The following is a 15,085-nucleotide window of genomic DNA, read 5'->3' as shown; positions in this document are numbered from 1 at the left end:
ACCATCATCTGCACACGATCATGAGAAAGATCCGCAGGACACGCCCTAGCCCCTGACGACGGCCACGAGGTGGTCGACGGCCTCGGCCACCGGCACCTCGACGCGCTCGCCGGAGCGGCGGTCCTTGACCTCGACGACCCCGTTCTGCAGGCCGCGGCCGATCACGAGGATCGTCGGGATGCCGATCAGCTCGGCGTCGGCGAACTTCACGCCGGGGCTCGCCTTGCGGTCGTCCAGGAGCACCTTCACGCCCTTGGCGTCGAGCTGCCGCGCGAAGTCCTCGCCGGCCGCGGTCAGCGCCTCGTCCTTGCCGGCGATGACGACGTGCACGTCGGCGGGCGCAACGTTGCGGGGCCAGATCAGGCCGCGGTCGTCGTGCGACTGCTCGGCGATCGCCGCGACCAGGCGCGAGACGCCGACGCCGTACGAACCCATGGTGATGCGGACGGGCTTCGAGTCCGGGCCCAGCGCGTCCAGCGAGAACGCGTCGGCGTACTTGCGGCCCAGCTGGAAGATGTGGCCGATCTCGATGCCGCGCGCGGCGACCAGCACGCCCTTGCCGTCGGGCGACGGGTCGCCCTCGCGGACCTCGGCGACGTCGATGACGCCGTCGGGGGTGAAGTCGCGGCCCGCGACCAGGTCGACGACGTGGTGGTCGGCCTTGTCCGCACCCGTCACCCAGGCGGTGCCGGTGACGACGCGGGGGTCGGCGAGGTAGCGCACGCCGTTGTCCTGCAGCGCCTTCGGTCCGATGTACCCCTTGACCAGGAAGGCGTTCTTCGCGAAGTCGCCCTCCTCCAGCATCGCGACCTCGGCGGGCTCCAGCGCGGCCTCGAGGCGCTTGAAGTCGACCTCGCGGTCACCGGGGACGGCGACGGCGAGCAGCTCCCACTCCTTCGTGCCCGGCTGGCGGGTCTTGATGAGAACGTTCTTCAACGTGTCCGCCGCGGTGAACTTGCGGTCGGTGCTGGCGTTGAGGAAGTCCACCAGGCTGTCGATGGTGGGCGTGTTCGGCGTGTGGTGCACCTGCGCGGCGGGCTTGTCCTCGACCGGCTGCGCGGGGGGCACGGGCGTCCGCACGGCCTCGACGTTGGCCGCGTACCCCGACTCGGTGGACTTGACGAAGGTGTCCTCACCCGTCTCGGCGACCGCGAGGAACTCCTCCGACGCCGAGCCGCCCATCGCACCGGACGTGGCGGAGACGATCACGTACTCCAGGCCCAGCCGGTCGAAGATGCGGATGTAGGCGTCGCGGTGGTCGCGGTAGGACTGGGTGAGGCCCTCGTCGGTGAGGTCGAACGAGTACGAGTCCTTCATCAGGAACTCGCGCCCGCGCAGGATGCCCGCACGGGGCCGCGCCTCGTCCCGGTACTTCGTCTGGATCTGGTACAGCGTGACCGGGTAGTCCTTGTACGAGCTGTACTCGCCCTTCACGGTGAGCGTGAACAGCTCCTCGTGCGTGGGGCCGAGCAGGAAGTCGGCGCCCTTGCGGTCCTTGAGCCGGAACAGGTTGGGGCCGTACTCCTCCCACCGGTTCGTCGCCTCGTAGGGCTCCTTGGGCAGCAGCGCGGGGAACTGGATCTCCTGCGCTCCGAAGGCGTCCATCTCCTCGCGGACGACGGCCTCGATGTTGCGCAGGACCTTGAGCCCCAGCGGCAGCCAGGAGTACCCGCCCGGCGCGACGCGGCGGACGTAGCCTGCGCGCACCAGCAGCTTGTGGCTGGGCACTTCGGCGTCCGCCGGATCCTCGCGAAGGGTGCGCAGGAACAACGACGACATCCTGGTGATCACGGTGGGTACTCCTCGTTCACGGGCTGTTGGAGCAGCCTACTGGTTGGTGCGCGCACGAACGTGCACGCGGTGCTTCCCACGGGTCCTGAGCTGCACGAACCCGAAACTGTCAGACCCGCTGAGTAGCGTCCCTGCCATGTCCCTGACCATCGCCATGATCACGATCGACACCGGCGACGCGCGCAAGCTCGCCGACTTCTGGACCGCCGCCCTGGGCACCGCGGTGCAGAACGACTGGGGCGAGTTCATCGTCCTCGCCCCGACTGCGGAGGGCGCCCCCGCACTCGCCCTCCAGCAGGTGCCGGACGTCACGCCGGGCAAGAACCGCGTCCACCTCGACTCCCACGTCCCCGACCGCCTGGCCGAGGTCGCGCGTCTGGTCTCCCTCGGCGCCACCGAGATCGGGGTGCACAGCGTCCCCGGCCTCGTCTGGTCGGTGCTGACGGATCCGGACGGCAACCAGTTCTGCGTCGGCCAGCCCGGCGAGGAGCTGTAGGCGCCACGGACGTCTCGGCGCCGGTCCGGGCCCTGGAGCTGGCCTGGGTCTGGGGCCGCCCCGGCCAGCGTCACCTCGAACCCGCTGCGCTCGTGCACGCCGAGCGCTCCGGGGTCGAGCCGGCCGCGCACCACCCCGGACCCGTGCGTTCACACGCCGAACGCCCAGGCCCGAACCGGTCGTGTCCCGCCCAGGCAGCCCTGCCGCGTCCAAGCCAGTACTCGGCTCACCCGCGCAGCCCTGCCCGCCCTGGTCCCCCGTTCCAGCCGATCCGGACCCGCCCAGCAGCCCTGCGCGCCCAAGCCGACACCCGGCCCACCCGCGCAACCCTGCCCGGCCCGGTCCCGCACTCCACCCGATCCGGACCCGCCCAGCAGCCCTGCCGCGCCCAAGCCGACGACTGGCCCACCCGCGCCCAGCCCTGCTCACCCGGTCCGACAAGCCGAGCCTGATCCGTCCGACCAGGCCGTCCAGCTCAGCCCGTCCAGCTCAGCCCAGCCCGTCCCACCCGACCTCGTCCGTCAGACGAGCTCGACCGGCACGCCGTAGTCGACCCACGTCCGCGCCACCCGGAACCCGGCCCGCTCGTACACGCCGAGCGCCCCGGTCGAGTTGGCCGTGTCGACCGACAGCCCCGCCCGCTGGTACCCCTGCGTCCGCGCCTGAGTCAACGTCCAGCTCAGCAACGCCGACGCCAGGCCACGCCCGCGGTGGGCGCTGAGGGTTCCGACGTCGCCGATCCAGAGTTCGCGGACGCCGGTCTGCTCCTCGACGGCCGGGTAGTGGCGGGCCAGCACGAAACCGACGACCGCACCGGAACCGTTGTCCAGTGCGAGGAAGGAGGTGTCCGGCACGAACCTCTTGCTGTCCGTGAAGGACGCCGCCCACTCCTGCGGGGTGCGCTCGGTCGAGCCCCAGTGCTCGGCGAAGGTCGTGTTCACGACCCGACGGGTCTCTTCGGAGCGGTCGGGGGTGAACGGGACGACCGAGTAGCCCGGCGGGACCGGGAGCTGGGCGAGTGACTCGCCCAGTGCCACCTCCATCTCGTGGAAGTGGCGGTCCGCGGTGAAGCCGAGCGACGCGCACAGTGCGACGTGGCCGGCCGAGCGGCTCTCAACCATCGTGGTCGCCACCAGCGGTACGGCCGGGTGGGTGGCCAGGTGCAGCGTCCGGGCCATGGACACCATGCGCGGCAACAGCTCCCGGCCGATGCCACGGCGGCGGAACGACGGGTGGACCATCCCGTCGATCCGCAGGCGGTGGACGTCAGCGGGCTTCGCGCGCGGCTCGAGCAGGCCGTAGGCGACGAGCTCGGAGCCGGCCAGCACGGCGAGCGAGGACGTCGGCAGGTCCGCCTTGGCGAACGACTGGGCGAAGTCCTCTTCGGACAGCAGTTCGCCGGTGTCGTCGGCGGCTTCCGCTGCCGTGCACAGCGCGGTGACCGCGGGGATGTCCGCGGTGGTGAGCGCGCGCCACACGAGTTCCACGACGGTCGAAGCTACGCGGAGGTGATGCCCTCAACAACTGAATAACGCGTTGCCCGGCAGCCGCTGCGGGGCCATGCTGCCCGACGATGACGACTCCAGAGATCACGCCGCTGTACGACGACGTCACGTTCCACGGACCGCTGTCCGCGGACAGGGCCGCGCGCCTGGTCGACTCGCTGCTGCCGCTCGACGGCGGGCACGTGCTCGACCTCGGGTGCGGGTGGGCGGAGCTCCTGCTGCGCACGCTCGAGGCCGCGCCCACCGCCACCGGCACCGGTGTCGACCTCAAGGAGGACGACATCGCGCACGGCCGCGCCAACGCCGAACGGCGCGGGCTGTCCGGGCGGGTGAGCCTGCACGTCGCGGACGTGGCCCGGTGGCAACCGGACCGCCCGGCCGACGCCGTGATCGTCAACGGCGCCACCCAGGTGTGGGGCGGAGACCCGTTGCAGCACACCGAGAACGCGCTCGTCGCGGCCAAGGGACTGCTGCGCCCCGGCGGGAGGTTGTTGCTGGGCGAGGGTTTCTGGGAGCGGGAACCGACGAGCGCGCAGCTCGCCGCCATGCCGGTTCCGCGCGACCAGTACCGCTCGCTGGCCGGGCTGGTCGACCACGCGCTCGGCCACGGCTACCGGCTGCTCGCGGCGGAGCAGGCGAGCCTCGACGAGTGGGACGTCTTCGAGAACGGCCACGGGCTGGCCTGGGAACGCTGGTTGCGCGCCAACCCGGACTCCCCGCACGCCGAGGAGGTCAGGGCCAGGGCCGACCGGCAGCGCACCTACCGGCTGCACGGCTGGCGGGGCGTGCTCGGCCTCGCCTACCTGACGCTGCAGGCACCCTAGGCGGCCGGCGGGCCGACGAAGCCGCGCCGCACACGCCCGGCGGGCCGACGGAGCCGCGCCGCACACGCCGGGACCGGCCGAAGCCGCGCCGCACGCACCATGACCAGGCCGGCTGCGTCCCGACGGGCCGACCGTCCACGCCGTCCGGAGGCACACGCAGGTCCGGCGGTTCCACGGCGTTGGCCTAGGCTTGCGAACCGTGCTGGTGCTGCTTCCCCCGTCGGAGACCAAGGCGATCGGCGGCGACGGTGCGCCGCTCGACCTCGACGCGCTGTCGTTCCCCGAGCTCAACCCGGTGCGCGACAAGCTGGTGTCCGCGCTGGCCGATCTCGCGGCGGACGTCCCGGCGAGTCTCAGGGCGCTCGACATCTCCGAGCGGCAGGTCGACGAGGTGCACCGCAACGCGTCCCTGCGCACGTCGGAGACCACGCCTGCGCTGCTGCGCTACACCGGCGTGCTCTACGACAACCTCGACTTCCCCTCGCTCCGCAAGGCCGAGAGGGAACGCGCCTACCAGCGGCTCGCGGTCGCGTCCGCGCTGTTCGGGGCGGTGCGCGGCGGTGACCCGGTGCCCGCGTACCGGTTGTCCGGCGGCAGCGCCCTGCCCGACCACGGCAGCCTGCGCACGCTGTGGAAGCCCTCGCTGGAGCCGGTGCTGAGGGAGGCGGACGAGTTCGTCGTCGACCTCCGTTCCGGCGCGTACTCCAGCCTCGCGAAGATCCCGCACGCCGTCGTCGTCCGGGTGGTCACGAGCGAAGGCAAGGTCGTCAGCCACTTCAACAAGGCGCACAAGGGGCTGCTCGCGCGCGCCATCGCGAAGTCCAGCGCGGAGCCGGCGGACCTGAAAGGCCTGGTCAAGCTCGCGCGGAAGGCCGGGTTGACCATGGTGCCGACGGGCGAGAAGACGGCCGACCTGATCACGGCGTAATTCGGTTGCGGGCACCGGGCCCGCACGGCAGACTCTTCCCCGAAGCGTGACAACGGAGCTGGATCGAGGAGGTGCGACATGTCAGAGCCTGTCTTTGGGCGCGGCACCGCACTCGCGACCCGTCCAGCCGCCCTTCGCGCCTGATCAGCACCGTTTGATCGCAGAGCGCCAGTGGGGCGGTCACCTTCAGCTCTTGGGAGACCCCACCGTGCGCGAGCACGATCTCTACGAACGTTACGAGTCTGCTTTCGAAGGCGCCGACGACACCATGCGGCGCAAGGGAAAGCGCACCACCAAGCGCGGCGACGACGCGGAGCCCACCCGTCGCGGCCGCATGACCGAGGCCGAGAAGGTGCGCGTCGCGCGAGTGCGCGAGGACCAGCTCAGCACGGCCGACACCCCCGAGGACGGCGACCGCTGGTCCACGTGGGGCGACGCCGAGCAGGGCCCGAAGCCGCACCCGAGCTGGCTCATCACCGAGCTGGCCGCGGTGGACCGCGAGCTCGGCATCGTGAAGACCGGCAAGGAGGCGGACGTCTTCCTGCTGGAACGCGCGATCGGCGAGCGGTCGAGCCTGCTCGCCGCCAAGCGCTACCGCAGCAACGACCACCGGATGTTCCACCGCGACGCGGGATATCTGGAGGGTCGCCGGATGAAGAAGTCCCGCGAGATGCGGGCGATCCAGAACCGCACCGCGTTCGGGCGCAACCTGATCGCGGAGCAGTGGGCGGTCGCGGAGTTCGCCGCGCTCACCCAGCTGTGGCAGATCGGCGCGCCCGTGCCGTACCCGGTGCAGCGCAGCGGTACCGAGCTGCTGCTGGAGTTCATCGGGGACGCCGAGGGCAACGCCGCGCCGCGGCTCGCCCAGGCGCGCCCGGACGAGGACGAGCTGCTCGACCTGTGGCGGCAGCTGGTCGCGACGCTGATGACGCTCGCGGAGGCGGGCCTGACGCACGGCGACCTGTCCGCGTTCAACCTGATGGTCCACGACGGCCGGTTGATCATGATCGACCTGCCGCAGGTGGTGGACCTGGTCGCGAACCCCCGCGGCGTGGAGTTCCTCGACCGCGACGTCCGCAACATCTGCGGCTGGTTCGCCGCGCGCGGCCTGCCACCGGAGATCGGTGAGCCGTCCGCGCTGGTGGCGACGCTGCTGGACGTGGCGGGTATGGGGTGACTCACCTTGCGCGCCCGGCCGTGTCCAACGACACTGCCGGGCGCGCCGGTCACTCGCACTGATCAGCTAGACTGTAAGAGCACCGATGCAGGCTTGACCGCCGTTGACCGGTGCGTCCACCTACTCATTCAGGCGTGCACACCACGCCGGGCTCGTCCTTGTGAACTGGCACCGCGACAAGCGCGGGGCAGCCTTGAGACGTGCCATGTCTCGGAGGTTTGTTTTGCCATCAATGTCCGAAGGCCGTTCCGAGCGCGCACAGAGCCGCAGGTCACCGCGGCGCCGCTCGGGTCGCCAGGGCAACTCCTCACGCCCGCAGCAGCGGGTCGAGGAACCGATCGTCGCCGAGCACTTCGAGAGCACGCTGCCGGAAGGCCCGCTGCCCTCGTTCGCCGAGCTCGGCCTGGCTGACGCGCTGATCAAGTCGCTCGTCGCCAACGACATCACCGCACCGTTCCCCATCCAGGCCGCCACCCTGCCCGACGCGATGTCGGGCCGGGACATCCTCGGCCGTGGCCAGACGGGCTCCGGCAAGACGCTGGCGTTCGGCCTCGCCATGCTGACCCGCCTCGCGGGCGGCCGCTCCACGCCGCACAAGCCGCGTGGGCTGATCCTCGTCCCGACCCGCGAGCTCGCGATGCAGGTGGAGACGGCGCTCATGCCGCACGCCCGCGCGCTCAACATGTGGTGCCGCGTGGTCGTCGGCGGCACGTCGTTCCCGCGCCAGATCGACCACCTGCGCCGCGGCGTCGACCTGCTGATCGCCACGCCGGGCCGGCTGTCCGACCACGTCCGCCAGGGGACCTGCGACCTGTCCCAGGTCGAGATCACCGCGCTGGACGAGGCCGACCAGATGGCCGACATGGGCTTCATGCCCCAGGTCCGCGCGATCATGGACCTGACCCCGCAGGACGGCCAGCGCCTGCTGTTCTCCGCGACGCTCGACGGCGACGTGGACAAGCTGGTCCGCCAGTACCTGCACAACCCGGTGACGCACTCGGTGGCCCCGGCCACCGCGAGCGTCACGACGATGGACCACCACCTGCTGTTCGTGTCCGCCGAGGACAAGCAGAACGTGGTGACCGAGGTGGCCGCGCGCGAGGGCCGCACGATCATGTTCGTGCGCACCAAGCACCACGTCGACCGCCTGGCCAAGAAGCTGCGCTCGGTCGGCGTCCACGCCGGCGCGCTGCACGGCGGCAAGGCCCAGAGCGCCCGCACCCGCGTGCTCGGCGAGTTCCGCGAGGGCACCACGCCGGTCCTGATCGCGACGGACGTGGCCGCCCGCGGCATCCACGTGGACGACGTCTCGCTCGTCGTGCACGTCGACCCGCCGGCCGACCCGAAGGACTACCTGCACCGCGCGGGCCGCACCGCGCGCGCCGGCCAGTCCGGCACGGTCGTCACGCTGGTCACCCACGACCAGCGCCGCGCCGTCCAGGGCATGGCCGCTCGCGCGGGCATCCGCCCGGAGAGCACGAAGGTCCGCCCCGGTGACGAGGACCTGATCCGCATCACCGGTGCCCGCCTCCCCAGCGGCGAGCCGGTCGTCGAACGCGAGAAGCCCGCCCGCCGCTCCGGCGGCAGCGGCCGTCGCTTCGGCGCCCCCGCGGCCGGTGGCCGCGGCGAGTTCCGCGGCGGCTCCGGTCGCCGCTCCGAGGGCGGCGAGTTCCGCAGCGCCCCGCGCCGCCCAGCCGGCGAAGGCGGCGGTCCCCGCCGCGGCGGCAGCACCACCGGGCGCCCGCGCCGGGCGCCGCAGCACTGATCGGCTGATCTGACGAGGGCCGCTTCCCCGGGTTGGGGAGGCGGCCTTCGTCGTCGGCGGTCAGCTCGCCCGGGCTGGCTGCCGCGGACGTGGCACCGCAGCTCCAGTCGGAGGGCTGTTCTTGGCGTTGACGGGCAGTCGTTCGTGTCCGCCCTGCCGACCTGTTGGTTCGACGAGGGCCGCCTCTCCGGTCGGGGAGGCGGCCCTCGTCGCGTACCGAGTTGTCCACAGATCGCCGAGCGGTGGGTTGACACGGCCGGATCTTGGTTAGGTTGAGTGGAGGTGGGTGGTCTGCCCCCAGGGAGGGCGGGGCCCTGCCCTGCGCCGGATTTTGACTCGCGGGACCTGGCTTGCGCGGTCACCGGGCTACGGGCCTGGCTTGCGCAGTCGCTGAGGTGCGGGCCCGATTCACGCGGTCACCGGGCCGCGAGCCCGACTCGCGCCATCACTGGGCTGCGGGTCCGACTTACGCCGTCACTGGATTGCGAGCCTGGCTCGCGCGGTCGCTGAGCTGCGGACCCGACTCGCGCGGTCACCGGGCTGCGAGCCTGGCTCGCGCTGTCACCGGCCCGCAGATCCGACTCACGCGGTCGCTGGGCCGCGGGCCCGACTTGTGCCGTCACCGGGCCGCGGGCCAACTCGCACCGTCACCAGGCCGCAGGCCCGACTTACGCCGTCACCAGGCCGCAGGCCCGACCTGCGCGGTCGCGCCGCCGGGTCAGCAGTGCGCAGACGCTGGCCACCCAGCCGTGTTCAGCCGGTCGGCGCGCTGACGGACGAGGTGGTCGCGAGCGAATTCGAAAGTGACCAGCGCCGTGGGCCGTGGCGGCGCAGGAACCGGTGGACCTGCGGGGCCCACCGGTCGAGCGGCGTCGAGCGGCGTCGAGCGAGAACCCGGCTAGGCGGGCGCGATGCCGGCCACCGGGCCGACCACGATGATCGCCGGCGGGCGCACTCCCCAGGCCACGACGTCCGCGCCCAAGGTTTCCAGAGTGGACCGGTACACGCGCTGTGCGGAGGTGCTGCCCTCCTGCACGACGGCGACGGGCGTGCTGCCGGGGCGGCCTTCCATCAGCGCCGTGGCGAACGCACCCGCGCGTTCGACGGCCATCATCAGCACGACTGTGCCCTGCAGCCGTGCGATGGCGGGCCAGTCGACGAGGGAGCGCGGGTCGTCCGGTGCCACGTGACCGGAGACGACGACTACCTCGTGTGCCACCCCTCGGTGCGTCACGGGTACACCGGCCAACGCGGGCACACCGAACGCCGACGTCACGCCGGGTACCACGGTCACCGGGATGCCGGCCTCGGCGCACGCGAGCAGCTCCTCGAAGCCGCGGCCGAAGACGTACGGGTCGCCGCCCTTCAGGCGGACGACGAACTTGCCCTCCTTGGCGCGGTCGACGAGCGTCTGGTTGATGAAGTCCTGCGTCGCCGCGCGACCGTAGGGGATTTTGGCCGCGTCCACGACCTCGACGTGCGAGGGCAGTTCCTCCAGCAGTTCGCGGGGGGCGAGGCGGTCCGCGACCACCACGTCCGCCTGGGCCAGCAAGCGCTTGCCCTGCACCGTGATCAGCTCGGGGTCGCCGGGGCCGCCGCCGACCAGGGCGACGCCGACCGGCGGGGTGGACTGGTCGGCGATCCGGCCGTCGCGCAACGCCGCCACGACGCCGTCGCGCACTGCTGCCGAACGGCGGTGCTCACCGCCGGCGAGCACGCCGAGCACCATGCCTTCGTGCGAGCCCACGGCCGGTGTGACCGCCGTGCCCTCCACGGCGATGTCCGCGCGCACGCAGAACACGCGCTGTGCGAGCGCCTCTTCGCCGATCTGGGCGTTCACCTCGATGTCCGACGTGCACGCCAGCACGTACCAGGCGCCTTCGACGTCCCCCGGCTCGAACAGCCGCTCGTGCCACGTCAGCTCCCCCGCGTCGACCATGCCCTGCACGGCGGGGGTCACGACGGGCGAGACGAGCTCGACGACGGCGCCGGAGGCGATCAGGCGGGGCAGGCGCCGCTGGGCGACGGTGCCTCCGCCGACCACGAGGACGCGCCGGCCCCGGAGATCGAGGCCAACCAGGTAGTGCTGTTCAACGGGCATGCGTAGAAGCATCCACACGAGACCGGCCGTGTCCAGCCGAAGGGAACATGGTCACAGGCGCAACAGCTCGAAAGACGTCGCCAGGACGCCGCCGAACCGCTGGCCGACGGCCTCCGCCATGCCGCGCAGGAACGGTTCCGGCTCGGCCATGTCCCCGCTCAGCGCATCGAGATACGCCTTGTGGGCGCGCAAGGACTCCACGGAAGCGTCGAACGAGCCGGTGATGTCCACGGCGTGCGTGGCCATCGGCGAGGACGCCACCGCCACGTACCGGACGCCGTTCCACGGCTCGATGTCCAGATCCCGGAACACCCACCGGTTGCCCGCGTCGCGCACGGCGTCGACGGCGGCCCGGCCGACCGCGATGTGGTCGGCCATGTTGAGGTTTCCGCTCGGCCACGTTTCGCGGAAGTTACCGGTGATCACGAACTCCGGCCGGTGCCGGCGGATCGCGGCCGCGATGTCGCGCCGCAGCGGCAGCCCGTACTCGATCATGCCGTCCGCGTGGTCGAGGAACTCGACCTCGGTCACGCCGACGGCCGCGCAGGACGCGATCTGCTCCTCGACCCGCAACGGCGCGCACTCCTGCGGTGAGAGCGAGTCGATGCCCGCCTCACCGCGGCACGCGAGCAGGTACGCGACCTTCTTGCCCTGGGCGGTCCACCGCGCGATGGCGCCCGCACCGCCGTACTCCATGTCATCGGGGTGGGCGACGACGACCAGCGCGCTCGCCCAGTCCTCCGGCATTGCTTCCAGATCCGCCATCCGGGCAGCATACGACCGCGCACCCCGGGTCCACTGTGGACGCGGGGTGCGCGGTGGCGAAATGCTTAGAGCTGAGCGGTGATCACCGAGTTGTACGGCGCGATCCGCGCGTACACGCCGGGGTAGCCGGCGCCGGCGCAGCCGCGGCCCCAGGACGTGGCACCGATGAGCTTGCCGCCGTAGACCAGCGGGCCACCGGAGTCGCCCTGGCAGGTGTCGACGCCGCCCTGCGGGAAGCCCGCGCACACCATGGAGGTGTTGCTGTACTGCGAGTAGGCGGTCTTGCAGGTCGAGTCGGACGTCAGCGGCACGTTCGCCTGCAGCAGGTAGCGCGACGCCGAGCCACCGGAGGACGTGGTGCCCCAGCCGAGGATCAGCGCGGAGTTGCCCGCGGCGTACAGCGCGGTGTCGGACGGCGTGGCGAGCGGCAGGGTCGCCGAGCTGATGTTGCGGTCCAGCGTCAGCACGGCCACGTCGTAGCCGGCGGTCGCGGTGGTGTAGCTCGGGTGCGACCAGATGCGGGTCACGTTCGCGACGGTGCCCGCGGTGCTCTGCTTGTCGTCACGGCCGTGCACCACGCGGGTGCTGGAGGCCGAGCGGCCGGCGACGCAGTGGGCGGCGGTGACGACCTTGTTGGCCTTCACCAGGGTTCCGCCGCAGAACTGCGAACCGGTGGTGGAAGCGAGGTAGACGACCCACGGGTAGGTCGCCGTGCTGGCGCGCGTACCACCGACGATCATCGGCGAGACGTCGTCGGCGTTGGCTGCGGGAGCCGTGAAGAAGATGCTCGCGAGAGCGGAGACCACGACAGACAAGATCAGGCGACGCAGGGTTTTCGCCATGTTGCCAGTCCTTCCCGATGACGCTGTGTGTGCAGGGTGTCCAGCGGCGGCACACACAGCGTCACGCCCGGGATCGAAGTGGCACAACCGCCACTAGTCGGACATGTCCGGCTTCACAGTTGACTCACGCGATGCCGCGCGCGGTGAACGCGGCCTGGACGGTGGCGGCGTCCTTGTCGCCGTAGAGCTTCTTCGCCGCGGCGACCGTCGCCTTGGCAGCGGCCGCGAACGTCGTCGAGGGGGCGTAGGAGAACTGGCCCTCCAGCACGATCTTCGCCGCCTTGTCGCGGCCGAACGCCTTGTAGACGTCGAACAGCGCCCGCGACCAGATCTGGCCGTCGAAGTGGACCTCGCCCTTGCGGTCGGCGTACTTCAGCTCGGTGTCGGTGCGGCGCAGGCAATGCGGCGTCTCGGTCGTGTACGCCGTGGCGTCCCAGTCCATGATGCACGCGAGCGGCGTCGTGGCCGTGTCCTTCGCGTCGCGCGAGGACATGATCAACGCCCACCAGTCGCCGAAGCCCTCACCGATCGAGCCCGCCTCCGTGGTGGAACCGAAGCCGGGCACCTGGGCGTCCTGGATCGCGTGGCCGAGCTCGTGCCACACCACCTCGACGTCCTCGGCGTCGTCCACACCGCCGGTGCCGAACGTGATCTGGTCCTTCGACGGGTCGTAGAACGAGTTGTCCTCGGTGAGGCCGATCGTGGTGATCTTCTGCGCCTCGTTGTTGACGTTCGTGAACCCGAGGCCCTGGATGTACTTCTGCGCCTCGGTCACGCCCCAGTACGCGTTGACCTGTTCGAAGAGGTCGTTGGCGCGCGTGTACTCGAACTTGTTCGCCTTGCTGTAGGCCAGCTTGCTCTTCGGCCCGGTCAGCGTCGCGTACTTGCCCCTGAGGTAGCCGGAACCGTCCAGGTGGGACAGCGTCACCGACCGGTAGGCCGCGGCGGGCACGGCGGAGTCCGCGTCGTCGGCGTCGGTCAGGTTCTGGTTCTGCAGCGCGGAGACGGGGTTCGGGCTGAACACCTTGCCGGTGCCGTCCGCGTGCTTGACCAGGCTCTCGGTCCGCACGACCGCGCCGGTCTCCGCGTGCACCAGCGTGCGCTCGGACCCCTTGCCGTTGTCCGAGATCACCTCGTAGACCAGGCCCGTCCCCGGCAGGACGGTCAGCTTCGCCGTCTCGGGCACACCGGCGGACCTCGTCCGCGCGTCCTCGGCGGTGACGGCGGGCGTGAGGTCGACGGCACCCACGGCGATGCGGCCGTCGTCCACGGTCTTCGCGCCGGTCGCCTTGTCGACGTGCTCGACGTAGTAGGCGCCCAGCACCGGTTTGCCGTCGAAGGTCTGCTCGTACCAGGTGTGCGTGGCGGTCAGCGAGTCGCGCACGGCGAGCAGGCGCAGGCCGTCCTTCGGGGCAGCGGCGGCGGCGTTGATCGTGAGCATGGACAGGGCGACACCTGCTGTGCAGGCGACCGCGACGAGACGACGGGCTCTCATGTCGCTCTCCAGTGCATCCGGGCCCGGCAGGGTGGGCCGTGTGCATGGCGACGCTAATCCGCAAATCTTCTGGGCAGACCCTACGAAAGAAGGAAAAACGCTACCGTTCCCACACTCCGGGAACAACAACCACGTCGGCTTCGACCGGATTGTCCAGCGTTGGTCCAGTTCCGAACGCGACGTGCGCGACCGCCGCGCCACCCTCCGCGAGCTCCGGCGCACCATCGGCACGCGTCTGGGTGCCCGGCCGCAGCAGAGCGGCCACCGCGTGCACGGCCTCGGGCGTGCCCACGACGACCGCGGCCCGCCGGATCTCGGCCTCCGCACGCGGCGTGCGCTGCTCGGCGCCGCCGGGACCGAGGCCGACGAGCGCGAGCCGGCCGCGCGGCAGCACCCGTGCCGCGGCCACGGTCACGTTGTCCCGCTTGAACTTCTCCGCTGCGAGCTCGACCGGTGCGCCGTGCGCGACCTGCCGTGCGCCGCACAGCGCCGCCGCCTCCGCCACGCTCGCGGTGCCCAGCGAGTTGCGCACCACCGAACTCGGGTTCGGCACACCGACCGCGTTGAGCTCCTCGGCGCTGAACGTGATCAGGTCGGCCGTGTCGCCGTGCCAGAAACCCCAGTCCTCCACCGCGTCCACGATGCCGGGCTCGTCCGCCTTGACGTCGACCGTCGCGAACGCCTTGATGGCGCGCAGGTCCAGGCCGCCCTGCGCGTCCAGCTCGGCCAGCGCGGCACCCACGCTCGTGGCCGACGCACCCCGCGTCGACCCCACGCCCACGACGAGCGTGCGCGGCACGATCCGCAGCACGTTGTCCTTCGGCGCGGCGGCGCGGTCGTCGATGACGATCACCCACGCGGCGTCCTCGTCGGCCGACACCACGTTCGCCGACAGCGCGGGCAGCGGGAAGCTCAACGGGTTGCGCAGCACCACCTTCTCGCCCGACTCGATGACTGCCGCGCACGCGGCGACGTCGCCGTCGGCCGTGGCGTCGAGCTGCTCGACGAGCTCGTCCAGCACCGAGTCGATCGACGGGCCGGTCGTGACGACGGCGGTGCGGTTCAACGCGTCCGCGACGCGCCACGCCAGGTCGTCCGCGGCACCGGCGAGCGCCACCGCGAACCCGGCGTCCACGCACACCACCGCGGGGTCGGTCCGCTTGTCCCGCAACAGGGGCGCGATCAACCGGACAGCGGTTCCCGCGTCGAGGAACAGCACGAGCGCGTCGAGCCGGTCCCACAGCCGGTGCACAGCGGGCCGGATCGGCCCGTCCGGCACCACGGCGTCCGAGCCCAGCACCCCGGCGAGGTCGGCCGCGTCACCGCGCTGGGCCGTCCCCGCGAACACACCGATCACGGCCGGACTCCCCGCACCACGACACCGCCGCCCACCCAC

General features: G+C 71.7%; 12 protein-coding genes. 5 read left to right on the top strand and 7 right to left on the bottom strand.

Translation table 11 applies throughout. The annotated features are described in order from the left end of the window. Positions 1-45: 45 nt before the first annotated feature. Positions 46-1,791, bottom strand: coding sequence for a proline--tRNA ligase (locus tag ACVDFE_RS13840; protein WP_360390772.1), 1,746 nt, complete (start codon positions 1,789-1,791; stop codon positions 46-48). Positions 1,792-1,927: 136 nt separating this feature from the next. Between ACVDFE_RS13840 and ACVDFE_RS13835 the strand changes: the two genes are divergently transcribed. After that, positions 1,928-2,287: a VOC family protein gene (locus ACVDFE_RS13835; protein WP_360390774.1), complete on the top strand. Its 360-nt coding sequence runs from the start codon at positions 1,928-1,930 to the stop codon at positions 2,285-2,287. A 521-nt stretch (positions 2,288-2,808) separates the two neighbouring features. Here ACVDFE_RS13835 and ACVDFE_RS13830 read toward each other — a convergent pair. Continuing rightward, complete coding sequence (locus ACVDFE_RS13830; RefSeq protein ID WP_458430669.1) at positions 2,809-3,774, bottom strand: GNAT family N-acetyltransferase; 966 nt, start codon at positions 3,772-3,774, stop codon at positions 2,809-2,811. Positions 3,775-3,860: 86 nt separating this feature from the next. On the opposite strand from ACVDFE_RS13830, the gene ACVDFE_RS13825 reads away from it, so the two are divergent. The 4 genes from ACVDFE_RS13825 to ACVDFE_RS13810 all read left to right on the top strand — a co-directional run bounded on the left by ACVDFE_RS13825 (position 3,861) and on the right by ACVDFE_RS13810 (position 8,486). Then, on the top strand, positions 3,861-4,616 hold the full coding sequence (locus tag ACVDFE_RS13825) for an SAM-dependent methyltransferase (protein ID WP_360390778.1): 756 nt from the start codon (positions 3,861-3,863) through the stop codon (positions 4,614-4,616). A gap of 199 nt (positions 4,617-4,815) precedes the next feature. Next, positions 4,816-5,544 (top strand): peroxide stress protein YaaA, encoded by a 729-nt coding sequence (yaaA, locus tag ACVDFE_RS13820; protein WP_458430668.1) that lies wholly within the window; start codon positions 4,816-4,818, stop codon positions 5,542-5,544. Positions 5,545-5,752: 208 nt separating this feature from the next. Beyond that, on the top strand, positions 5,753-6,721 hold the full coding sequence (locus tag ACVDFE_RS13815; RefSeq protein WP_458430666.1) for a serine protein kinase RIO: 969 nt from the start codon (positions 5,753-5,755) through the stop codon (positions 6,719-6,721). 223 nt (positions 6,722-6,944) lie between these two features. Beyond that, positions 6,945-8,486 (top strand): DEAD/DEAH box helicase, encoded by a 1,542-nt coding sequence (locus tag ACVDFE_RS13810; RefSeq protein WP_458430664.1) that lies wholly within the window; start codon positions 6,945-6,947, stop codon positions 8,484-8,486. Between the two features lie 898 nt (positions 8,487-9,384). Here ACVDFE_RS13810 and cobA read toward each other — a convergent pair. The 5 genes from cobA to ACVDFE_RS13785 form a co-directional block, all read right to left on the bottom strand. Beyond that, complete coding sequence (gene cobA, locus ACVDFE_RS13805; protein WP_458430663.1) at positions 9,385-10,587, bottom strand: uroporphyrinogen-III C-methyltransferase; 1,203 nt, start codon at positions 10,585-10,587, stop codon at positions 9,385-9,387. 51 nt (positions 10,588-10,638) lie between these two features. Then, positions 10,639-11,352 carry a PIG-L deacetylase family protein gene (locus tag ACVDFE_RS13800; protein WP_458430661.1) on the bottom strand — a complete coding sequence of 238 codons (714 nt, stop codon included), beginning with the start codon at positions 11,350-11,352 and terminating at the stop codon, positions 10,639-10,641. Between the two features lie 65 nt (positions 11,353-11,417). After that, positions 11,418-12,194: a S1 family peptidase gene (locus tag ACVDFE_RS13795; RefSeq protein WP_360390788.1), complete on the bottom strand. Its 777-nt coding sequence runs from the start codon at positions 12,192-12,194 to the stop codon at positions 11,418-11,420. Between the two features lie 124 nt (positions 12,195-12,318). Continuing rightward, a complete protein-coding gene (locus tag ACVDFE_RS13790) occupies positions 12,319-13,689 on the bottom strand; it encodes a M36 family metallopeptidase (protein WP_458430659.1) in 1,371 nt (456 codons plus the stop codon). A gap of 100 nt (positions 13,690-13,789) precedes the next feature. Beyond that, entirely contained in the window at positions 13,790-15,046 is a 1,257-nt protein-coding gene (locus tag ACVDFE_RS13785; protein WP_458430657.1) for a cobalamin biosynthesis protein, read from the bottom strand. Positions 15,047-15,085 lie beyond the last annotated feature (39 nt).

The sequence above is a fragment of the Lentzea chajnantorensis genome (assembly GCF_054300775.1).
Note: the sequence above shows the minus strand (reverse complement) of the source record. Positions and strands in the feature narration are given on the sequence as shown.